Annotated in this window: 20 protein-coding genes and 1 riboswitch; of the genes, 6 read left to right on the top strand and 14 right to left on the bottom strand. The window is 61.7% G+C overall.

The window, feature by feature from the left end:
- Positions 1-7 precede the first annotated feature (7 nt).
- From PSH96_RS07630 to PSH96_RS07650, 5 genes are all read right to left on the bottom strand, one after another.
- A complete protein-coding gene (locus tag PSH96_RS07630; protein WP_056857391.1) occupies positions 8-733 on the bottom strand; it encodes an urea amidolyase associated protein UAAP1 in 726 nt (241 codons plus the stop codon).
- Complete coding sequence (locus tag PSH96_RS07635; RefSeq protein ID WP_305458551.1) at positions 730-1,494, bottom strand: ABC transporter ATP-binding protein; 765 nt, start codon at positions 1,492-1,494, stop codon at positions 730-732. Before PSH96_RS07635 ends, PSH96_RS07630 begins: the two co-directional genes overlap by 4 nt.
- Positions 1,491-2,306: an ABC transporter permease gene (locus tag PSH96_RS07640; RefSeq protein ID WP_305458552.1), complete on the bottom strand. Its 816-nt coding sequence runs from the start codon at positions 2,304-2,306 to the stop codon at positions 1,491-1,493. The genes PSH96_RS07635 and PSH96_RS07640 overlap by 4 nt, the downstream gene beginning before the upstream one ends.
- Before the next feature lie 12 nt (positions 2,307-2,318).
- The gene (locus PSH96_RS07645) at positions 2,319-3,386 is read right to left on the bottom strand and encodes a putative urea ABC transporter substrate-binding protein (RefSeq protein WP_305458553.1); all 1,068 of its coding nucleotides are present in this window, start codon (positions 3,384-3,386) and stop codon (positions 2,319-2,321) included.
- A gap of 60 nt (positions 3,387-3,446) precedes the next feature.
- Positions 3,447-3,550, bottom strand: a riboswitch (guanidine-I (ykkC/yxkD leader).
- 168 nt (positions 3,551-3,718) lie between these two features.
- On the bottom strand, positions 3,719-5,341 hold the full coding sequence (locus PSH96_RS07650) for a methyl-accepting chemotaxis protein (RefSeq protein ID WP_305458554.1): 1,623 nt from the start codon (positions 5,339-5,341) through the stop codon (positions 3,719-3,721).
- Between the two features lie 316 nt (positions 5,342-5,657).
- Between PSH96_RS07650 and PSH96_RS07655 the strand changes: the two genes are divergently transcribed.
- Positions 5,658-6,008: a hypothetical protein gene (locus PSH96_RS07655; protein WP_138453930.1), complete on the top strand. Its 351-nt coding sequence runs from the start codon at positions 5,658-5,660 to the stop codon at positions 6,006-6,008.
- Here PSH96_RS07655 and PSH96_RS07660 read toward each other — a convergent pair.
- A complete protein-coding gene (locus PSH96_RS07660; protein WP_305458555.1) occupies positions 6,005-7,117 on the bottom strand; it encodes an enoyl-CoA hydratase/isomerase family protein in 1,113 nt (370 codons plus the stop codon). The two genes, PSH96_RS07655 and PSH96_RS07660, sit on opposite strands and share 4 nt — an antisense overlap.
- 136 nt (positions 7,118-7,253) lie before the next feature.
- Here PSH96_RS07660 and ung point away from each other — a divergent pair, with 136 nt between their 5' ends.
- Positions 7,254-7,946: a uracil-DNA glycosylase gene (gene ung, locus PSH96_RS07665; protein ID WP_056857385.1), complete on the top strand. Its 693-nt coding sequence runs from the start codon at positions 7,254-7,256 to the stop codon at positions 7,944-7,946.
- Positions 7,947-8,072: 126 nt separating this feature from the next.
- Here the strand turns inward: ung and PSH96_RS07670 are convergent, their stop codons facing one another.
- From PSH96_RS07670 to PSH96_RS07690, 5 genes are read right to left on the bottom strand one after another with little or no spacing between them, the layout of a single operon-like run.
- The gene (locus PSH96_RS07670) at positions 8,073-9,110 is read right to left on the bottom strand and encodes an AbrB family transcriptional regulator (RefSeq protein WP_305458556.1); all 1,038 of its coding nucleotides are present in this window, start codon (positions 9,108-9,110) and stop codon (positions 8,073-8,075) included.
- Complete coding sequence (locus tag PSH96_RS07675; protein ID WP_065929105.1) at positions 9,103-10,617, bottom strand: tripartite tricarboxylate transporter permease; 1,515 nt, start codon at positions 10,615-10,617, stop codon at positions 9,103-9,105. The genes PSH96_RS07670 and PSH96_RS07675 overlap by 8 nt, the downstream gene beginning before the upstream one ends.
- Before the next feature lies 1 nt (position 10,618).
- Positions 10,619-11,077, bottom strand: coding sequence for a tripartite tricarboxylate transporter TctB family protein (locus PSH96_RS07680; RefSeq protein WP_305458557.1), 459 nt, complete (start codon positions 11,075-11,077; stop codon positions 10,619-10,621).
- Positions 11,078-11,137: 60 nt separating this feature from the next.
- Positions 11,138-12,121, bottom strand: coding sequence for a tripartite tricarboxylate transporter substrate binding protein (locus tag PSH96_RS07685; protein ID WP_305458558.1), 984 nt, complete (start codon positions 12,119-12,121; stop codon positions 11,138-11,140).
- A gap of 33 nt (positions 12,122-12,154) precedes the next feature.
- The gene (locus tag PSH96_RS07690) at positions 12,155-13,444 is read right to left on the bottom strand and encodes an OprD family porin (RefSeq protein ID WP_305458559.1); all 1,290 of its coding nucleotides are present in this window, start codon (positions 13,442-13,444) and stop codon (positions 12,155-12,157) included.
- Positions 13,445-13,679: 235 nt separating this feature from the next.
- Between PSH96_RS07690 and PSH96_RS07695 the strand changes: the two genes are divergently transcribed.
- The gene (locus PSH96_RS07695) at positions 13,680-14,351 is read left to right on the top strand and encodes a response regulator (RefSeq protein ID WP_017137322.1); all 672 of its coding nucleotides are present in this window, start codon (positions 13,680-13,682) and stop codon (positions 14,349-14,351) included.
- Positions 14,344-15,729, top strand: a complete 1,386-nt coding sequence (locus PSH96_RS07700; protein ID WP_017137323.1) for a sensor histidine kinase — start codon at positions 14,344-14,346, stop codon at positions 15,727-15,729. The genes PSH96_RS07695 and PSH96_RS07700 overlap by 8 nt, the downstream gene beginning before the upstream one ends.
- Here PSH96_RS07700 and PSH96_RS07705 read toward each other — a convergent pair whose 3' ends face one another.
- Positions 15,730-16,551, bottom strand: coding sequence for an HDOD domain-containing protein (locus PSH96_RS07705; RefSeq protein ID WP_305458560.1), 822 nt, complete (start codon positions 16,549-16,551; stop codon positions 15,730-15,732). It abuts the gene before it with no gap.
- 38 nt (positions 16,552-16,589) lie between these two features.
- Entirely contained in the window at positions 16,590-17,531 is a 942-nt protein-coding gene (locus PSH96_RS07710; protein ID WP_305458561.1) for a folate-binding protein YgfZ, read from the bottom strand.
- A 140-nt stretch (positions 17,532-17,671) separates the two neighbouring features.
- Between PSH96_RS07710 and PSH96_RS07715 the strand changes: the two genes are divergently transcribed.
- Both PSH96_RS07715 and PSH96_RS07720 read left to right on the top strand, forming a co-directional pair.
- Entirely contained in the window at positions 17,672-17,926 is a 255-nt protein-coding gene (locus PSH96_RS07715) for a succinate dehydrogenase assembly factor 2 (protein WP_305458562.1), read from the top strand.
- A complete protein-coding gene (locus PSH96_RS07720) occupies positions 17,910-18,356 on the top strand; it encodes a hypothetical protein (protein ID WP_305458563.1) in 447 nt (148 codons plus the stop codon). Before PSH96_RS07715 ends, PSH96_RS07720 begins: the two co-directional genes overlap by 17 nt.
- Here the strand turns inward: PSH96_RS07720 and nadB are convergent.
- The gene (nadB, locus tag PSH96_RS07725; protein ID WP_305458564.1) at positions 18,325-19,941 is read right to left on the bottom strand and encodes an L-aspartate oxidase; all 1,617 of its coding nucleotides are present in this window, start codon (positions 19,939-19,941) and stop codon (positions 18,325-18,327) included. The genes PSH96_RS07720 and nadB overlap by 32 nt on opposite strands.
- Positions 19,942-20,346: the final 405 nt, after the last annotated feature.

Here is a 20,346-nt window from a genome sequence, read left to right on the forward strand (position 1 = left end):
CAGCTCCTCAGGCGAACAGGCGGTCGGTGTTGATAAAGCCGCGCTCGTTTTCCGGGCGCGACGTGCGGCAGTGTTCGGCGACGCTGGAATCGGCGTTCATCCAACTGAGTTTCAGCGGTTGCGGCGCGTAGTTCGGGTTGGGGTCCATCGGGTGTTGCAGTGCGGTCAGCACCACCAGTGTGTCCATCGGCGCGTAGAGTTCGATGTAGTCACCCGCTCTCGAATTGCCCGGCACAAAATGCAGGCCGCCGCCTTCGTCAACGCTGACGCGGCTGAACAGATTGAGGGTCATCAACAGGTCGGAAAGCCCCAACCCCCACTTGCCCAATTCCACCAGCAGGTTGTCGGTGCCGTTGCGCAAGAAGCCGTTGCGCAGCTCCTGATAACGGCCCTGGCCGTACTTTTCAGCGACCTCGGCGGCGCACAGCACGCCGCCGATGCTGTCACTCCAGCCGCAGGTGTCGGCGGTGATGGCGGCCAGTACGCGGCCCATGTCCGAGTACAGGCAGTGGCCGCGGGTGAGTTTGGCGGTGTGTTGGCATTTGAGGCTGTCGGGCAGGTTCAGGCGCTCGGTTTTTTCGTTGGCATTGAGCAGGGTCAGGCTGACGTTGGCACCGCCGCGAATATCCGTGAGGCGCAGCAGTTGGCCGCGCTTGAGCACAAAGGAGCGATGGCCGCCGCCGGGTAGCATTTCTTCGGCGAAGGGTGGGAACAGTTCAATGGAATCGGTCATTTGCAAGTCGCTCCAAGTTCGGCGGCCAGCGCTTTGCGGCGCTCGCTATTCAAAGGGATGTCGTAGGTGATGCGCGCGCCATAGGCGCCGGGGGCATGGGGGTCGACGCGGACTTTGTCGAACACCAGCAAGCGCGTGCCGAGGCTGAAGCCTTCGCTGAGGTCGTGGGTGACCATGAACACCGTCAGCCGGGTTTCGCGCCACAGCGCCAGCAACAGCTGATGCATGTCTTTGCGAATGCCGGGGTCGAGGGCACCGAAGGGTTCGTCCAGCAGCAACACGCGGGGTTTCATGATCAGGGCTTGGGCGATGGCCAGGCGTTGCTGCATGCCGCCGGAGAGCTGCGCCGGGTATTTGTCCAGTGCTTGGCCGAGGCCGACTTTTTGCAGCAGGGCGGCGGCCTGTTCCCGTGCCTCTTGTTTGGCTTTGCCGAACAGTCGACCCAGCAAGCGTGAGCGCGGTAGCTCAAGGCCCAGCGCAACGTTGTCCAGCACAGTCAAATGCGCGAACACTGAGTAACGCTGGAACACCACGCCACGGCTGGCATCCGGCTCGCCGGCAAGGGGTTGGCCGTCCAGCAGGATCTGGCCTTTGCTCGCGGTTTCCTGGCCCAGCAACAGGCGCAAGAAGGTCGATTTTCCGCAACCGGAGGTGCCGACCAGGGTGCAAAATTCACCCTCATCGACGTGCAGGTTGAGCCCTTCGAGCACCACTTGGTCGCCATAGCGCTGCCACACATTGTTGACGCTGATAAAACTCATGCGCGCGCTCCTTCGTACCAGGGGAAGGCACTCCGCGTGAGGGTTTTGAGGCCCCAGTCCATCAGCCAGGCGAGCAGGGTGATCCACACCACGTAGGGCAAGATCACATCCATCGCCAGGTAGCGGCGCACCAGGAAGATCCGGTAGCCGAGGCCATCGGTGGAGGCGATGGCTTCGGCGGCGATCAGGAATAACCACGCCGAGCCGAGCATCAGCCGCAGCGAGATCAGCAGGCGCGGCAGCAATTGCGGCAGCACCACGCGCAGTATCAAGGTCCAAGTGGAGGCGCCGAGGGTCTGTGCTTTCACCAGCAGTTCGACGGGGATTTCCCGCGCGCGTTGCTCCAGGTCACGCGCCAGCGCCGGAGTGATGCCGATAACGATCAGCATCACCTTGGACAATTCCCCCAGCCCGAACACGATGAACAGAATCGGCAATATCGCCAGCGGCGGCACCATCGACAGCACCGTCAGCAATGGCGATAACGGCGCGCCAAACAGCGGCAGCGTGCCGGCAGCAATCCCCAGGCACAGGCCGGCGAGGGCGCTGATGCCCAAGCCGATCGCCAGGCGGCGCAGGCTGGAGGCGCTGTCTTGCCACAGCACGTACTCACCGGTGCGCGTGTCGGCACTGAACGCCAGGCGTTTCACCGCGTCGCCCATCTGCATAGCGCTGGGCAACAGTTTGTCGTTGGGGTTGTCCGCCAGGCGCTCGGCCGAGCCTACAAAGTAGGCGAACAGCAGCAGGGCGAACGGCAGCAGCACCAACAACAGGCGGCTGGAGCGTTCCGGGTGACGGTTGATCAGGCGCATGGCCGGGTCCTCTTACAGCGTGCCGTCGGCGGCCATCTGTACGTAGCTGGGGTCGAAATGCAGCTTGAGGTTGGCGGTGTCGCCGCTGGTCACGCCATTGGCGAAGCTCATGCCCACGGCGCTGGCGTCCTTGGCGCCTTCGCCGAGCAGGCCGTGTTCAAACGAGAACTCGGCGACCTTGCGCAGGGTGGCGGGCAATTGCGCGCTGGTGGCGAACGCCAGGGCTTCCTTGGGCGTGGCGAACAGCTTGGTGGTGTCCAGTTGCGCCTGGAAACCCTTGAGGTCGGTGCCCGAGGCCTTGGCCATATGCTCAAGCGCCGCGGTGCTGGCAGCGGTTTGTGCGTTCATCAGCGCGACCACTTCAAACCACGCGCCGGTCAGCGCTTTGCCCAGGGCCGGGTTGTCTTTGAGGGTTTGGGTGTTGACCACCATCATGTCCATGATTTCGCCCGGCACTTTGCTGGAGTCGAACACTTGGGTGACGCCCGGTTTGGCCTTGATCTCGGAGAGCATCGGGTTCCAGGTGGTCACGGCTTGCACCTGGTCGGTGTTGAAGGCGGCGGCGATGTCGGCGTCGGAGGTGTTGACCACTTTCAGGTCTTTTTCGGTGAGGTCAGCCGACTCCAGGGCGCGGGCCAGCAGGTAGTGGGACACCGAGAGTTCCACCAGGTTGACGTTCATGCCCTTGAGGTCGGCCACGGACTTGCCGGTGCCCTTGATCACCACGCCATCGTTGCCGTTGGAGAAGTCGCTGACCACCAGCGCGGTGCTGTCCACACCACCGGCGGCGGGAATGGTCAGGGCGTCCATGTTGGTCATGGTGCAGCCGTCGAACTGGCCGGCGGTGTATTGGTTGATGGATTCGACATAGTCATTGAGCTGCACCATGTCGATCTTGATGCCGTACTTCCTGGCCCACTTGTCGAGGATGCCTTGGCTGCCGGCGTATTCCCACGGCATCCAGCCGGCATAGATCGTCCAGCACACACTGAAGTGGTCTTTGGCAGCAGCTTGGGTTTGAACGCTCAGCACGGCGGCGAAGGCGGCGGCGAGCAGGGCGGGTAAACGGATTGCGGGCATGGGGCTTCTCCAGTTGAACATGGGCGAGCAGGAGCAACGCGGCACCGCGAACGGTGGCTTGTCTCCCGGGCTTTTATCCCGCCGTGTAACCTCAACTGGAGGTCGCCAACTCTCGGACCAGCCACTCGCTTTTCAAGCGAGCCGGAACCCTAGTCGGCCATTGCAAATTGTGGTGCCGCGAACCTGTGATGAATCCTGCACGGGGGAGTTAAAGCGAGAGTCGTGCCAAGTGAGGCAAAAGCCCGGCTTTTCAGCCGGGCATGGGCGCCGCGAGGGATGGGCGCGAAGGGATGTGCGTCAGGTCGGTGCGCGGGCGCACATTAATGAGGCGATTACAGCTGGAATTTGCTGACCAGCACATTGAACGAGGTGGCCAAGCGGGACAGGTCTTGGCTGGAGGCATTGGTCTGATGGGCGCCGGCGGCGGTCTGGGTCGACAGGTCCTGGATGTTGAGGAGGTTGCGGTCCACTTCGCGGGCTACCTGCGCCTGCTCCTCCGACGCGGAGGCGATCACCAGGTTACGCTCGTTGATCATCGCCACGCTGCTGGTGATCCGCTGCAGGGCCTGCCCGGCATTTTGCGCCAAGGCCTGGGTGTTATTGGCCCAGCTCAGGCTCTTGTTCATGGCGGCCACGGCATCATCGGCGCCGAGCTGCACGTCACCAATCATTTTTTCAATGTCGACCGTGGAGGTTTGGGTGCGATGGGCCAATGCCCGGACCTCGTCAGCGACCACAGCGAAACCCCGGCCTTGCTCGCCTGCGCGGGCGGCTTCGATGGCGGCATTGAGGGCCAACAGGTTGGTCTGGTCGGCAATGCTTCTGATCACATCAATGACCTTACCGATCTCTCGCACCTGGTTGGCGAGATCCGCGACCGACTGGGTCGAATCATTGATCTCGACCACCATCGACTCCATGCCTGACACGGCCTGCTCGACTTGCTGGCGCCCTTCCTCCGCTTCAGTGGTGGCCTGACGGGACGCTTGCGAGGTCGACACCGCATTGCTCGCGACTTCGTCCACCGCGGTGGTCATCTGGTTCACCGCGGTGGCAGCCTGTTGAATTTCGTCATTCTGGCGGGTCAGGCCACGCGTGCTTTCATCGGTAACCGCGCTCAGTTCTTCGGCAGCCGACGCGAGCTGGTCAGCGGCGTTGGCAATTTCCACCAGGGTGCTTTTCAAGCCGCCTTGCATATCGGCCAGCGCCATCAACAATTGCCCGGCTTCATCAGTGCGCTCGGTGACGATGGCTTGGGTCAGGTCGCCTTTGGCAATCCGTTGAGCACTTTCTACCGCTTGTGCGATAGGGCGGGTGATCAGGCGCGTGATCAGCAAGCCGATGGTGATTGCAATGATGAACGCCAGGACGATGCCGCTGATCATCCACGTCAATGCGCTGTCACGCAGCGCTTCGGCGGCGATTGCGCCTTCTTTGATCTGACGGTTATTGGACTCGATCATCACGCGGATCAGCTCGCGGGCCTGGCGGAACAGTTCATTGTTGGTGGTGTTGAGCTGCGTGCGAGCCTGTTCTGTCTGGCCGCTGTCGAGCATCGAGATAATGCGTTCGGAACTGCTGACATAGTTTGGCCAGATCTGGTCGAGCTTATCGCCCGCGACGCGTTCGTCATCTTCCAGTGGGGTGGCGCGGTACGTGGCGTACGCCGTCTGGCTGCGCTTGAGTTCGCTGGCAATGTCCTGGCGCACGCGGTCGCGGTCTTGTTGTTGGACGTCGCCTTTGCTGGCATCCAGTAATCGGTACAGACCACGGTTGTGGGCGACCAGGCCGTTGAGCGTGGAGGCCGTATTGCTGACAGAAACCAGGTTGTTGGAGAAGGTCTGTTCCAGTGCGTTGGCGAGCCGAACGACACCTTTTATTCCCAGCATCCCGACACCGAGGGTGACAAGCGCACACAAAACGAACGAAAGCAGGAGTTTGGTAGAAATTTTCATGACGTGTATCCGACGATAATAGAGTGAGGGTTCGCGCTAGAGCCTCCGTGCCCATGACTGATATCACAATGACATCATTTTTATCGAGGAAGTTGCATGGCAGATAAAATAGCTGAATCGATACAGCTTTTTGACCACCGAGCGTGTATGCCGATAGGGCCAGCAGGGTGGATTGGGTGATGGTGGAGATGTACCAAGTTGTTACAGAAACGCACCAGATTCGGTTTTTGATGTCAGATATTTCGTCATTCATTGAAAGACGAATGCCGCCCTTCAGCGTCGCTGAAGGTGCTCCCCAGCGGTCCAGGAGGCCGCCATGTATCGACGACTGCTGCTTAGCGCTTTATTTGGCCTGACCCTGTCTGCGTGTGTGCCCTATTACGATGGTGGTGCCACTTACTACCGCTCTGAGGTCTACACCGCACCGGCGCCCGCTTATTACTACGGCGGCCCTGCTTACTACCAATACGGACGCAGCTATTACGCGCCGCCGCCGCGCTATTATTCGGCGCCGCGTTATTACCAACCGGCGCCGCGTTACTACCCACGGCCCGGTTACCGGCCGTACCCGAACCAGGGTTGGGGCGGTGGTAACCGTTGGGGCAACGGTGGTGGGCATAACCAGGGCGGCAACCGAGGCGGTGGGCATGGTGGGGGGCATCGTTAGATGTCGGATAAATCCGCCAGCGGGTGCCGTCCTTCCCAAGCCTTGTGAAAGTGCGCGTCGACCACGGCGTCGGGAATGGTATTGATATCCGGCCAGTGCCAATGGGGCGTCTGGTCCTTATCGATCAACCGTGCCCGCACGCCTTCGGCAAACTCCGGGTAACGGCAGCAATTGAGGCTCAGGGTGTATTCCATCTGGAACACCTCGGCCAACGACAGGTGGCGCGCCCGCTGGATCTGCTCCCACACCAGGTGCGCGGTCAGTGGGCAGCCTTCACTCAGGTTTTTGCCGGCACGGCTGAACAGCGGGTCGGCGTGCTCGCGTAACGGGCTCAAGGCGCGCCAGGCAGAGCGCACATCACCCACATCCAGCCATTCGTCGATCTGTGCACGGCGCGGCAGCCATTGTGCTTCGGGTTGCTGGTCGACGGCTTCCTGGGCGAGCGCCTTGAGCAGGCTGTTGAGCTGCATTGCGGTTTGTTCCTGCCAGTTCAGTTGCAGCAGGCCATCTATCAACGCTTCCTGCTGGTCATCGCGCAGGAAACGGTCGGCCAAGCCCAGGTCCAACGCATCACGGCCGTTGATATGGGCGCCGGTGAGGCCAAGAAATAACCCCAGCTTGCCCGGTAACCGCGACAGGAACCCACTGGCCCCCACATCCGGGTACAAGCCGATGCTGATCTCGGGCATGGCCAGGCGGCTGCTCGGCGTGACGATGCGCACCGAAGCGCTTTGCAGCAGGCCCATGCCACCGCCGAGCACATAGCCGTGCCCCCAGCAGATCAGCGGTTTGGGGTAGGTGTGCAGGCGGTAGTCGAGGCGGTACTCAGCGGCGAAGAACTGCGCGGCCAGGGCGGGCACGACGCCTGGCTGCTCACGGCAGGCCTGGGCGAGGCTGCGGACTTCGCCACCGGCGCAAAAGGCTTTGGGCCCATTACCGCGCAGCAGCACACACACGATATTCGGGTCTTTGGCCCAGGCTTCCAGGCGTTCGTTCAGGGCCAGGATCATGGGCAGGGACAGCGCGTTGAGGGATTTTTCCGCGTCCAGGCTGGCGATGCCGAGGCGGGCACCGTCGCTGCCGGTCAGCTCTTCGAAGTGCAGGTTCATTGTGACCTCAATCGAGACAGTGAGCGATCAGTATGATCGCTCCGTGGGAAAGTGCCGATGATGTGTCAGATCAATTGACAAGCGGGGTCGGCTTTCCTAGGGTTCGCCCATTCTTTTTTTACACGATGAACAAACCATGACCGAAGGCGACCGTATCAAACTCGAACCCAGCTGGAAACACGCCCTGCGGGAAGAGTTCGACAAGCCCTACATGGCCGAACTGCGCGAGTTCCTGCGCCAGGAACATGCCGCCGGCAAAGAGATCTACCCGCCTGGCCCGCTGATCTTCAATGCGCTCAACTCCACGCCGTTGGACAAGGTCAAGGTGGTGATTCTGGGCCAGGACCCGTACCACGGCCCCGGCCAGGCCCATGGCTTGTGCTTCTCGGTACAACCGGGCGTGCCGACGCCGCCGTCGCTGGTCAACATTTATAAAGAGCTCAAGCGCGACCTGAACATCGACATTCCCAACCACGGCTGCCTGCAAAGCTGGGCCGACCAGGGCGTGCTGATGCTCAACACCACCATGACCGTGGAGCGCGCGAACGCCAATGCCCACGCGGGCAAGGGCTGGCAGTTCTTTACCGATCGTGTGATCGAAGTGGTCAGCGAACACCAGCCGCACCTGGTGTTCCTGTTGTGGGGCGCTCATGCGCAGGGCAAGCAAAAACTGGTGGATGCGACCAAGCACCTGGTGCTGACATCGGTGCACCCGTCGCCGTTGTCGGCGTATCGCGGGTTTTTGGGGTGTGGGCACTTCAGCCGTACCAACAAGTTTCTTGAGCAGAATGGCGAGACGCCGATTGAGTGGCGGTTGCCGCCAGCCTAAAGGTTAACCGCAACCTAATGTGGGAGCTGGCTTGCCTGCGATGACGATCTGTCAGCCGATACATTTATTGACTGAACCAACGCTATCGCAGGCAAGCCAGCTCCCACATTGGAATTTTGTGAAGGCTCAGATTTTTTCCGGCAGGCGGTTCCAGTGCCTGAACAACGGCTCGGCCAAAAACAGCACAAACAACAATCGCATCACCTGCATCGCCGTCACCAAAGGCACCGACAGCTGCAAGGTCTCTGCGGTGAGGCTCATTTCGGCAATGCCGCCCGGCATCATGCCCAGGGTGAGTGAACGCAAATCCAGTTGCGTCAGCGCGCTCAAGCCCACCGCTGCCAATGTCGCAAGTGCCATGGTCAGCGCCGTACCGACCAAGGTACGGCCCATGAACGACGGCGCGCGGCGGAAGAACTGACGGTTGAAGTGGCAGCCCAGGCCGCTGCCGATCAGCCATTGGCCGATCTGGCTGCCGCCGTCCGGCAGGCCGTAATGCAAGTCCCAGACAACACTGGCCGTCGCGCTGACCAACAGTGGCCCGAACAGCCACGGGTTGGGCTGATGCAAACGCTGCCAGCCCCAAGCCACCAGCGCGCCGAGCGGGAACAGCAGCGCCAGCCAGCCCCAGCTCACTGGGGCCGGGTGAAACTGCGGCGTGCCGCCTTCGAGCAAATACTTGAAGATCGCCGGCACACACAGCACCACCACCAGCACCCGCAGACTCTGCCCCGCTGCGACACGGCTGAGCACTGCGCCATTGCGGGCGCCGAGGTTGACCATCTCACCGGAACCGCCCGGCATGCTGGAGAAGAACGCGGTGGCGCGGTCTTCACCGCTGCGGCGCATCAACCACACACCGACGACGCTCGACAGGCTGGTGATCAACGCACCGAAAAAAATCAGGCCGAAGTGGCTCATCACCTGTTCGATCACCACCGGGGTGAAGTGCAGCCCGATGCCGATGCCCACCACCCATTGGCCGCATTTGCGCCCGCCGGGAATCTCGGCCAATTGCCAAGGGGTAAGGCAGCGCACCAGGATGATCGCCAGCAACGAGCCGACCATGTACGGCAAAGGCCAGCCGACGAGGCTGGCCAGGTAACCGCCGGCCAGGCCGACCAGCGGTGTTGCCCACCATTGTTTAAAGGTGACCTCAGACATCGGCCAGGGCGCGACGCTGTTGTGCACGTTTACGCCAGATACGCAGCAGCGGTACGAACAACATGATTGCCGTCAATACCCACACGCCAAAGGTGATCGGGCTGGACCAGAGGATCTCCAGCGCGCCGTTGGAGATCGACAGCGCGCGGCGCAGGTTCTGCTCCATCAGGCCACCGAGGATAAAGCCCAGCAGTACCGGCGACAGCGGGAAGTCGAGCTTGCGCAGGATGTAGCCGAAGATGCCGATACCGACCATCAGGAACAGGTCGAAGGTGGTGGCGTGAACCGCGTACACACCGATGGCGGTGATGATGGCGATGACCGGCACCAGCGCCCAGTTCGGCACGGCGAGGATGCGCGTGAAGATGCGGATCATCGGGATGTTGAGGATTACCAGCATGATGTTGGCGACAAACAGCGACGCGATCAGGCCCCAGACGATGTCCGGTTGCTGTTGGAACAGCAGCGGGCCAGGGGTGATGTTGTACAGCGACAGGGCGCCGATCATCACCGCCGTGGTGCCCGAACCGGGTACGCCGAGGGTGAGCATCGGCACCAGGGCGCCGCAGGCGGACGCACCGATGGCGGTTTCCGGCGCCGCAAGGCCGCGCATGTCGCCCTGGCCGAATTTGCCGCTGGCACCGGCCAGGCGTTTCTCGGTCATATAGGCAACGGCCGAAGCGAGGGTTGCACCGGCACCTGGCAGCACGCCCATGATGAAACCGAGCAGGCCGCAGCGGATGTTAACTACAAAGACCGCACCGGCTTCCTTGAGGTTGAACATCATCCGCCCGGTGGCTTTTACCGCTTCCTGGCCACGGTGGGTTTTCTCCAGCAGCAGCAGGATTTCGCTGATGGAGAACAGGCCCAGTACCAACACCACAAACTGGATGCCGTCGGTGAGGTGAATGTTGTCGCCGGTAAAACGGTACACGCCGCTGTTGGCATCGATGCCGACGGCAGACAGGAAAAGACCGATCAGCGCCGCAACAAACGTCTTCAGCGGTTTGTCACCGGCCATGCCGCCCAGACAGACAATCGCGAACACCATCAGTACGAAATATTCCGCCGGGCCGAAGGCGATTGCCCATTTGGCCAGCAACGGCGCAAACAACACCATGCCGCAGGTGGCGATAAATGCGCCGATGAACGAACTCCATGCCGACAGCGACAACGCCACACCGGCCAGGCCTTTGCGGGCCATCGGGTAGCCGTCGAGGGTGGTCATTACGGTAGACGCTTCGCCCGGGATGTTGAGCAGGATCGAGCTGATACGGCCGCCGTATTCGCAGCCCAGGTACACGGCCGCGAGCAGGATCAGCGCCGATTCCGGCGGCAGGCCCAAGGCGAACGCGATGGGGATCAGCAAGGCCACGCCGTTGATCGGGCCCAGGCCCGGCAACAGGCCGACCACGGTGCCGATCAAGGTGCCGCACAGCGCGGTCACCAAGTTGTAAGGGGTCAGTGCAACGCCGAAGCCCTGGCCCAAATAGCTGAACGTATCCATATCAGTTCTCCAGAACTTCAAGCAGGCCGAGGGGCAGCGGTACATCCATGGCCTTGTCGAACAGCAGGTACAGGCCGATAGCCATGAGGGTGACGATCACGACGCTGGGCAAACAGCGGCCGCCGTACAGGCGTGCCATTGGAATGCCGATCAGCATGCTGCTGAGGATGAAACCCAAGGGCTCGAAAGTGCCGGCGAAGACGATCAGCAGCGCGACGCAAAGGCTGATCTTGATCAGGGTTTCGCGGTCCAGCGCCGGTTCTTCTTCAGTGTGCTTGGTTGGCTGTGGGCGAAAGATCATGTAGATCAGGCCCAGGCTCATCAGGCCAAGCATCAGCAGCGGGTAGGCACGTGGGCCGACCGGCTCGTAGGAAAACGCCGCCTGATACGGCCAGGCCATCAGTGCCAGGCCGGCGCAGACCAGCAGCATCACTGAGGCGAAAATGCGTTGTAAGAGCATGTGGAACTCCTGGGCCGCGCCGCCCGTTGACGAGGGCGCGGCCGAGCAAAAGAGGGGCGATTACTGGATCAGGCCGAACTCTTTGGCCAGCACTTTGTAGTCAGCCACCTGTTTCTTCACGTAGGTGTCCAGCGCAGGTCCTGTCATGGCGAACGGGAACAGCTCGCGCTGGTCACGCAGCTTGGCGAACTCTTCGGAGGCCAGCAGTTTGTCGAATGCTTCTTTCCACCAGGCGTAGTCGGCATCGCTGACTTTTGGCCCGAGGTAGAAACCGCGGACCACTGGCCAGACGATGTCGTAGCCTTGCTCCTTGGCAGTCGGAATATTCTTCATTTCCGGCTCGTCCAGGCGCTCTTCGGCGAACACGGCGAGCAGGCGCATGTCACCGCTGAGGATGTGCGGCATGGAGTCGGAGATGTCGGTACTGCCCACCTGGATGTGGCCACCGAGCAGGGCGGTGGCGATTTCACCGCCGCCTTCGAGGGCGACATAACGCAACTCGCGAGGGTTGATTCCGGCGGCCTTGGCAATCAGGGCGGTTTGCATCCAGTCCTGGCTGCCAACCGTGCCGCCGGAGCCGATTACCACGCTGCCCGGATCTTTCTTCAGGGCTTTGACCAGATCGTCGAGGGTCTTGTAGGGCGAATCGCTTTTCACCGCGATTGCACCGTAGCTGGTGCCGACCGCTGCCAACCAACGCACGGCGCTTTCATCAAAACGGCCGAACTTGCCCTGGGCCAGGTTCAACAGCGAACCGCTGGACCAGGCCACCAATGTGCCGCCGTCCGCTGGGCGCTGTGCTACCACCGCGTTATAGGCCACCGCGCCCACGCCGCCGGGCATGTAGGTGACGCGCATCGGTTTGCTCAACAGCTTCTCGTTGACCAACGCGCTTTGCGCCAGTTTGCAGGTCAGGTCAAAACCACCGCCGGGGGAGGCTGGGGCGATGCATTCCGGGCGCTTGGGTTCATCAGCGGCCAGCAGTTGGCCGGCGAACAGCATGCAGCCGGCAGCGAGGGCCAATTTACGCAGTGAATAGGTCATGTTTAACTCCGTCTTTGTTGTTATGGGGTACGACTACCAAAGAGCCAGGCTGTAACTCACCAGCACGCGCACTTCATCTGCATCACGGGCCGAGTAGTTGGAGCGATACGTGGCGTTACGCAGGCGAAACGCGACATCCTTGAACGTGCCGCTTTGCACGATGTAGCGGATCTCGCTGTTGCGTTCCCACTCCTTGCCGGTCTCGCCGTTCTTGAGCTTGATGTTGTCACCTGACAGGTAACGGCTCATGAAGCTCAGGCCGGGAATACCCAGCTTGGCGAAGTCGTAGTCGTAGCGCGCTTGCCAGGAGCGTTCTTCGGCGCCGGCAAAGTCGTTGATCTGTACGAAGTTGACCAGGTACGGGTCGGCGCCATCCACATAGGGAAAGGCGCTGTCGCCGGACATGTGTTGGTAACCGGCGCTGAGCTTATGGCCATTGAGGGCATAGCTGAACAGGCCGTTGAGGGACGTGTTGTCGATCTTGCCGCCATGGGCCGCGCCCGTGTCATCACTGATGGCCAGGCGCAGGTCGGTGCCGAAGGTGCCGGGGCCGAGTGGGCGCGAGGCGACCAGGCCGAGGAAGTGCTGGCGGTACACGTCATCGAGTTGGGCAAAGTGGTAGCTGCCGGTGATCTTGTCGGCGAACTTGTAGTCCACGCCGCCGAAGTTGAAGTGCTTGCCGGTAGCGCCGCTGACGAAACGGCTGTTCTTGTTGTTGAGGGCGATTTCTTCGTAGTCGGTGGAATCGCGGTCTTTGGCTTTATCCAGGCGGCCGCCGGTAAACACCAGGTTTTTGAGTTCTTTGGAGGTCAGCAGGCCACCGTTGAAGGTCTGCGGCAGGATGCGGCCGTCGTTGGGCTTGAGGATCGGCAGTTCGGGGATCAGCGCGCCGATCTTGAGTTCGGTGGCGGAGATCTTCACTTTGCCGGTCAGGCCGAGTTTGGAGTAGTCGTCGACAGCGCGGCCGTTATCGGTGGGCAGCAAGCCAGAGCCTGTGCGGTCGGGGCTGGAGTCGAGCTTGACCCCAAGCATGCCCAGCGCGTCCACGCCAAAGCCGACGGTGCCGTCGGTGTAGCCTGATTGCAGATTGAGCATGAAGCCCTGGGCCCATTCGTCGCGCTTGGATTGTTGTGCGCTGGTGCCGTCGCGAAAGTCGCGGTTGAAGTACATGTTGCGAGTTTCCAGCGTAGCGCTACTGTCTTCGAAGAAGGCAGCCTGGCTAAGCGGCGAAAAACCGGCAAGGGTGGTGGCACTGGCAAGGGCGGTCTTGGCAAGACGGGAAAAACGCACAGGCGGGCAAGCCTGGGGCTGGGTCGACAGCATCGTTATGTACTCCGTTATTGTTCTTATTTTGGCGAAAACGCTTCAAGGCGTTTTTCGATCGCTACGGATCAGGTAGCTCGGCGGGCATTACCCACTGTGGCTGGATGCTAAAGGGCGAAGCTTTCACTAACCTTTCAGTTGTCTTTCAATGTTTTCGGGCTTCACAGGGCAGGCGGCGCCTGTAAACTGCCCGCCAAAGCGTGGCGTCGACCACGCCCGAACGAGGTGAAAATCCATGCGCGTCCTCTTGGTTGAAGACCATCTGCAACTCGCCGAAAGTGTTGCCCAAGCGCTCAAGAGCACGGGTTTGACCGTCGACGTGTTGCACGACGGCGTGGCCGCGGACCTGGCCCTGAGCAGCGAGGAATACGCGGTGGTGATCCTCGATGTAGGGCTGCCGCGCATGGACGGTTTTGAGGTGTTGGCGCGTCTGCGGGCGCGTGGGAAAAATCTGCCAGTGTTGATGTTGACGGCGCGCAGTGATGTAAAAGACCGTGTGCATGGCCTGAACCTGGGCGCTGATGACTACCTGGCCAAGCCCTTTGAGTTGACCGAGCTGGAAGCGCGAGTCAAGGCGCTGCTGCGCCGCAGTGTGCTGGGCGGCGAGCGTCAGCAGGCGTGCGGCGTGCTGGTCTACGACCTGGATACCCGGCGTTTCACCGTCGGCGGCGAGCTGATGACGCTGACCTCCCGCGAGCAGGCGGTGCTTGAGGCGCTGATCGCCCGGCCCGGCCGCGTGATGAGCAAGGAGCAATTGGCCTCTCAAGTGTTCGGCCTGGACGAGGAAGCCAGCCCCGACGCGATTGAAATCTACGTGCACCGCCTGCGCAAGAAGCTCGACGGCCAGCCCATCGCCATCGTGACCTTCCGTGGCCTTGGCTACCTGCTGGAAGCCCGCGATGCATAAGCCCAGCAGCCTGCGCTGGCGGCTATTGTGGAACCTGGCGCTGTTGCTGGTGGTGCTGATGCTCGCCAGCGGCATGAGTGCTTACTGGAATGGCCGCGAAGCCGCCGATACCGCCTATGACCGCACCTTGCTGGCCTCGGCGCGCACCATCGCTGCCGGGTTGACTCAGGTGGACGGCACCCTGAGCGCCAATGTGCCCTATGTAGCGCTGGACACGTTCGCCTACGACAGTGCCGGGCGGATCTATTATCAGGTCAATGACATCGACCGAAAATTGATCTCCGGCTACGAAAACCTTCCAGGCCCACCGCCGGGCACGCCGCGCACCGATGATTACCCGGCGTTGGCGCGATTCTACAACGCCATGTATCAGGGCCAACATGTGCGGGTGGTCAGCCTGCTCAAGGCGGTGTCGGAGCCGAACATGAACGGCATGGCGGAAATTCGCGTGGCCGAAACCGACGAAGCTCGCGAAAGCATGGCCCGCAGCCTGATGGCCGACACTTTGCTGCGCCTGGGCATGCTGGCGGTCGGTGCGTTGTTGCTGGTGTGGTTTGCCGTGAGTGCGGCGCTGCGCCCGCTGGAACGCCTGCGCACCGCCGTGGAAGAGCGCCAGCCCGATGATTTGCGCCCGCTGCCGCTGGTGGAGGTGCAACACGAGTTCGGCCCGTTGGTGCGCTCGCTCAATCACTTCACCGAGCGCCTGCGCGGCCAGTTCGAGCGCCAGGCGCAGTTTATTGCCGACGCCGCCCACGAATTGCGCACTCCGCTGGCGGCGCTCAAGGCCCGGCTTGAGCTCGGCCTGCGCAGCAGCGACCCGGCAACCTGGCGCAGCACCTTGGAAACCGCCGCCCAAGGTACCGACCGTCTGACCCATTTGGCCAACCAACTGTTATCCCTGGCGCGCATCGAAAACGGCGCCCGGGCGATTGCCGAGGGCGGTGCGCAATTGCTTGACCTCAGCCAGCTGGCGCGGGAACTGGGCATGGCCATGGCGCCGCTGGCCCACGCACGGGGCGTCGCCCTGGCGTTGGAAGCGGACGAACCGGTGTGGCTGCGCGGTGAGCCGACCTTGTTGAATGAGCTGTTGAGCAATCTGGTGGATAACGCTCTTGCCCACACCCCATCGGGCGGTAACGTGATTCTGCGGGTGACCGCGCCGGCGATCCTGGAAGTTGAAGATGACGGCCCAGGCATCCCGCTGGATGAGCGCGACCGGGTCTTCGAACGTTTCTACCGCCGCAGCCAGCAGGGCATGGGTTCAGGCTTGGGGCTGGCGATTGTCGGCGAGATCTGCCGGGCGCATTTGGCCCAGATCAGCCTGCACGATGGTGAGTTGGCGGGGTTGAAGGTGCGGGTGAGTTTTATCGCGGGGTAGTCAATAGAACATCGAGCGCGCTTCATCCAACTCCGCACGCAGCGTCTCGCTGTAGGGGTCGATGCGCAGTTTCTTGAGCGCCGGCAGGCTGGTAACGTCTGCGTTGGCCAATGGATGCGCGGTGCCGCGGTGGCAATACAGTGCGGCGATTTGCACCACGTCGATGTAATCCAGGCGTGGGGAGTCGCGCTCCAGGTCCAGGTACTGCCCCGGCAGCTTGGCCAGCATTTCCGGGAAATCCCACACACCCAGCAGTTTGTCGCCCAGTAATGGGTGGATGCTGTCGATCACATGGTTGAGGCTGACCGGATCGGCCAGCAGCTCGTAACGGTCTTCGGCGTAGGTGAGGATCGGCAACACGCCAATCTGATGCACCAGCCCACCGAGGGCCGCCTGGTCTGGCTTGAGTTGGCTATGGTTGCGGCACAGGGCATAACTCACGCCCGCCACTTCCAGGCTGCGGCGCCACACTTCGCGCATTTTAAGTTCGACGACTTCGGAGCGGGCGTGGAAGATCTGTTCCATGACCAGGCCGATGGCCAGGTTGCTGCTGTAGTTAGTGCCCAGCCGCGTGATGGCGGTATGCAGGTCGGTGACTTCCTGGGTGGCACGCAGCAGCGGGCTGTTGACCACTTTGATCAGGCGCGCCGACAGGGCGGTATCGCGACCGATTACTTTGCTCAAGTGGCTGATGCTGATATCCGGGTCTTCGGCGGCCTGACGAATGTTCAAGGCCACTTCCGGTAATGTCGGCAGAACCAGGTCATCGTTGTCGATGGCCGTCACCAAAGCCTGTTGGACTTTTTCCGCCAGCTTGTTCATTCATGCACTCTAGGGTGTTGCAAAAAAAGGTACGGCGATTAACGCTGGATCTCTTTATCGCGATCCAGCGGGTACGGCAAGTCGAGCAAGTTAAGGCCCGGGCCTTCCAGGCTGCCTACGTGCACATCGCCGCTGTCGGCAGCTTCGGCTTGCAGCACGGCCAGAAGTTCAATTGATTGGTCAGCTTTTGCCGCGATGACGACTTCGCCGATCGCGCTGTTATGGTGGGGCGAGAACAGCGGGGTGCCTGGCTCGGGCAACTGCGCCGCATCGAGGCTCAGGCGATACAGGCGACGCTTGAGTTTGCCCAGGTACTGCATGCGCGCGACGATTTCCTGGCCGGTGTAGCAGCCTTTTTTGAAGCTGACGCCGCCAACGGCTTGCAGGTTGAGCATCTGCGGGATGAACAGCTCGCGGGTCTGCGGCATGACTTGCCCGATGCCGGCGCGGATCTGGCCCAGCAGCCAGGCATTCAAGTCAGCTTGTTGCAGTTGGCTGGCCAATTGTTGGCCTACGGTTTCGGCGTGCTCGACAGGCACCCAGAGTTCGGCGCGGTTCGCAGATACACGAATGGCAATCAATGTGTCGGTGCGCACCACGCTGTCGGTGTCGGCCGGCAGCTCAAGGCCGAAGGTGGCCAGGGTTTGATCCGCATTCGACAGGCCAAAGCGTGCCCAGGCAGCGCTTTCGTCGGTGAGTTTGGATTTGGAGAACACCGCGTATTTCTTCAGGTCTGCCAGTTGCGGTTCGAGCAGCTCGGTGGCCATTGCCAGCAATACGCCGTCACCTTGCAGCAGGATGCGAAAACTCGACTGCATGCGGCCTTTTTGCGTACAGCGCGCGCCGAGGCTGGCCTGGGTGTCGCTCAGGTAATTGAGGTTGCAGGTCAGTTGCCCTTGCAGGAACTTGGCAGCGTCGGAGCCGCGGACGGCGAGGACGCCTTCATGTGTCAGGGGGCAGAAAAATGCAGAGTCGGCCATGGGTCTTCGCAGGTCAAAAAGTCATGGGTGCATCATAGAGGGGCGCCCGGCAAATGGATAGTTTCCGTATGGGGCGACCAAAGCCGAGTGTTCCGCTGCCGTCGGGCCTGTATACTTGCGCGCTATTTGAGGAGCAGTCCATGGTAGAAGAAGTAGAAATCAACCGCCTCTACTGGCACAGCCGCCGTGGCATGCTGGAGCTGGATGTGTTGCTGGTGCCGTTCACTAAAGAAGTGTACGCGACGCTGGATAAGGTAGACCGCGACCTCTACGTGCGGCTGCTGGAGTGTGAAGACCAGGACATGTTTGGCTGGTTCATGGAGCGCGCCGAATCTGACGATCCGGAGCTGCAGCGCATGGTTCGGATGATTCTGGATCGTGTCCAGCCCAAGTAATCGCTTCGAATGCCGCTGGCAGGCCTCACGGCTGTTGCTGGCGGCGTATCTGCTTGCCCAGCTGTTCGCGCTGGGTGCCTTGTTGATTATTGATTTGCCCTTCGCCAGCCTTGGCATTCTGCTGTGCCTGGCGCATGCCGCCTGGGTATTGCCGCGTCATATCCTGCTGACTCACCGTTCGTCGATTCGTGGCCTGCGCCGCGATGAAGATGGCTGGCAGTTGTTCAGTGCCGAGCGCGGCTGGCACAGCGTGCAGTTGCGCCCGGACAGCCTGGCGCTGCCGCTGATCGTGGTGCTGCGCTATCGGGTGCCGGGCCAGTGGTGGGTGCGTTCAGTTTGCGTACCGATGGATTCGCAGGTCGCCGATGTGCACCGGCGCCTGCGGGTACGCCTGAAGTTCAGTCGCCGTAGGTGGCTGGCACCAGAATAGTGTCGCGGGCTTCGGGCAGCATTTGCGGGTAGTCGAGGGTGTAATGCAGGCCGCGGCTTTCCTTGCGCTCCATGGCTGAGCGGATCATCAATTCGGCAACCTGGGCCAGGTTGCGCAACTCGATCAGGTCGCGGCTGACTTTGTAGTTGCTGTAGAACTCGTCGATCTCATCCAGCAGCAAGCGCACGCGATGCTGAGCCCGCGCCAGGCGCTTATTGGTGCGCACAATGCCTACGTAGTCCCACATGAAGCGCCGCAGCTCGTCCCAGTTGTGGGCGATGATCACGTCTTCATCCGAGTCGGTCACTTGGCTGGCGTCCCAGCGCGGCAGGGCGGCGGGCACCGGAATGTGGGGCAGTTGCTCAAGGATATCCGCCGCCGCTGAGCGGGCGTAGACGAAGCATTCAAGCAGCGAGTTGCTGGCCATGCGGTTGGCACCGTGCAGGCCGGTGAAGCTGGTTTCGCCGATCGCATACAGGCCGGGCACGTCAGTGCGACCGTTTTGGTCGACCATCACGCCGCCGCAGGTGTAGTGCGCAGCCGGCACCACCGGGATCGGGCCTTTGGTGATGTCGATGTTGAATGCCAGGCAACGTTCGTAGACGGTGGGAAAGTGGGTCTTGATGAAGGCTTCGGGTTTGTGGCTGATGTCCAGGTACACGCAGTCGATGCCCAGGCGCTTCATTTCGTGGTCGATGGCGCGGGCCACGATATCCCGTGGCGCCAGCTCGGCACGCGGGTCGAAGCGCTGCATGAAGCGCTCGCCGTTGGGCAGTTTCAGGTGCGCACCTTCACCACGCAGGGCTTCGGTGATGAGGAAACTCTTGGCTTGCGGGTGATACAGGCAGGTGGGGTGGAATTGGTTGAATTCCAGGTTGGCCACCCGGCAGCCCGAACGCCAGGCCATGGCGATGCCGTCACCGCAGGCACCGTCGGGGTTGCTGGTATAGAGGTAGACCTTGGCGGCACCGCCTGAGGCCAGAATGGTGAAGCGTGCGCCGTAGGTGTCGACTTCGCCACTGGCGCGGTTGAGCACATAGGCGCCGAGGCAGCGTTCGCCGTCCAGGCCCAGGCGCTTTTCGGTGATCAGGTCGACGGCGACGCGTTGCTCCAGCAGTTCGATATTGGGCCGTTGGCGGGCTTGTTCTAGCAATGTCTTGAAGATGGCGGCGCCGGTGGCGTCGGCGGCGTGGATGATGCGGCGATGGCTGTGGCCGCCCTCGCGGGTCAAGTGGAACTCGAATCCGCCGTCATCGCTGCCAGCGTGTTCGTCGCGGGTGAACGGCACGCCCTGGTCGATCAGCCATTGGATGGCTTCGCGGCTATGCTCAACGGTGAAGCGCACCGCGTCTTCGTTGCACAGGCCGCCGCCGGCGTTAAGGGTGTCTTCGACGTGGGATTGCACGGTATCGGTGTCGTCCAGTACCGCCGCGACACCGCCCTGGGCCCAGAATGTCGAGCCATTGGCCAGGTCGCCCTTGCTCAGGACCGCAATGCGCAGGTGGCTGGGGAGGGTGAGTGCCAGGCTCAAGCCGGCCGCACCGCTACCGATCACCAGGACATCGTGTTGAAACTGTTGGCTCATTTTAAGGATTCCGCAAAAAGCGATCCAAAGGGCTGGCGCAAACAGGACGCCTGGATCGGCGAATCAAAGGGTCATACGGGCCACTAGTATATAGAGGGGGGGAGCGGCACAATAGCCGGGCATTCGTGGCAATGTGAAATTACGGTGCACAGCTGGGGTCATATGGGCCGGCTATTGAGATGGGAACTTTTTGCATGAGCCCCTACTCAATAGCAGGTTGCCCGAAAGCTGGGAAAACGTTGAGTTTATTGGCCCGTCGGGAGCATTGGACGCGTCAGAAAACCGGCGACAAGATTATTCGCGCAGCCGGCCTAGCCCGCGCTGCGTTTTTCGTGTGTGCCAAATCAGTGCATGCCGGAAACTTGCTTGGAGGGGGAGAACTTTTGCGAAAAGTCCTAGTCTATG

Origin of the sequence: Pseudomonas sp. FP2338, from assembly GCF_030687515.1 — a bacterium.
In the GTDB taxonomy this organism is placed as follows: Bacteria; Pseudomonadota; Gammaproteobacteria; order Pseudomonadales; family Pseudomonadaceae; genus Aquipseudomonas; species Aquipseudomonas salomonii.

What these genes read in the sequence shown, in the direction of transcription:
- PSH96_RS07630 (WP_056857391.1), bottom strand. Translation starts at nt 733, where the DNA reads ATGACCGATTCCATTGAACTGTTCCCACCCTTCGCCGAAGAAATGCTA.
- PSH96_RS07635 (WP_305458551.1), bottom strand. Translation starts at nt 1,494, where the DNA reads ATGAGTTTTATCAGCGTCAACAATGTGTGGCAGCGCTATGGCGACCAA.
- PSH96_RS07640 (WP_305458552.1), bottom strand. Translation starts at nt 2,306, where the DNA reads ATGCGCCTGATCAACCGTCACCCGGAACGCTCCAGCCGCCTGTTGTTG.
- PSH96_RS07645 (WP_305458553.1), bottom strand. Translation starts at nt 3,386, where the DNA reads ATGCCCGCAATCCGTTTACCCGCCCTGCTCGCCGCCGCCTTCGCCGCC.
- PSH96_RS07650 (WP_305458554.1), bottom strand. Translation starts at nt 5,341, where the DNA reads ATGAAAATTTCTACCAAACTCCTGCTTTCGTTCGTTTTGTGTGCGCTT.
- PSH96_RS07655 (WP_138453930.1), top strand. Translation starts at nt 5,658, where the DNA reads ATGTATCGACGACTGCTGCTTAGCGCTTTATTTGGCCTGACCCTGTCT.
- PSH96_RS07660 (WP_305458555.1), bottom strand. Translation starts at nt 7,117, where the DNA reads ATGAACCTGCACTTCGAAGAGCTGACCGGCAGCGACGGTGCCCGCCTC.
- ung (WP_056857385.1), top strand. Translation starts at nt 7,254, where the DNA reads ATGACCGAAGGCGACCGTATCAAACTCGAACCCAGCTGGAAACACGCC.
- PSH96_RS07670 (WP_305458556.1), bottom strand. Translation starts at nt 9,110, where the DNA reads ATGTCTGAGGTCACCTTTAAACAATGGTGGGCAACACCGCTGGTCGGC.
- PSH96_RS07675 (WP_065929105.1), bottom strand. Translation starts at nt 10,617, where the DNA reads ATGGATACGTTCAGCTATTTGGGCCAGGGCTTCGGCGTTGCACTGACC.
- PSH96_RS07680 (WP_305458557.1), bottom strand. Translation starts at nt 11,077, where the DNA reads ATGCTCTTACAACGCATTTTCGCCTCAGTGATGCTGCTGGTCTGCGCC.
- PSH96_RS07685 (WP_305458558.1), bottom strand. Translation starts at nt 12,121, where the DNA reads ATGACCTATTCACTGCGTAAATTGGCCCTCGCTGCCGGCTGCATGCTG.
- PSH96_RS07690 (WP_305458559.1), bottom strand. Translation starts at nt 13,444, where the DNA reads ATGCTGTCGACCCAGCCCCAGGCTTGCCCGCCTGTGCGTTTTTCCCGT.
- PSH96_RS07695 (WP_017137322.1), top strand. Translation starts at nt 13,680, where the DNA reads ATGCGCGTCCTCTTGGTTGAAGACCATCTGCAACTCGCCGAAAGTGTT.
- PSH96_RS07700 (WP_017137323.1), top strand. Translation starts at nt 14,344, where the DNA reads ATGCATAAGCCCAGCAGCCTGCGCTGGCGGCTATTGTGGAACCTGGCG.
- PSH96_RS07705 (WP_305458560.1), bottom strand. Translation starts at nt 16,551, where the DNA reads ATGAACAAGCTGGCGGAAAAAGTCCAACAGGCTTTGGTGACGGCCATC.
- PSH96_RS07710 (WP_305458561.1), bottom strand. Translation starts at nt 17,531, where the DNA reads ATGGCCGACTCTGCATTTTTCTGCCCCCTGACACATGAAGGCGTCCTC.
- PSH96_RS07715 (WP_305458562.1), top strand. Translation starts at nt 17,672, where the DNA reads ATGGTAGAAGAAGTAGAAATCAACCGCCTCTACTGGCACAGCCGCCGT.
- nadB (WP_305458564.1), bottom strand. Translation starts at nt 19,941, where the DNA reads ATGAGCCAACAGTTTCAACACGATGTCCTGGTGATCGGTAGCGGTGCG.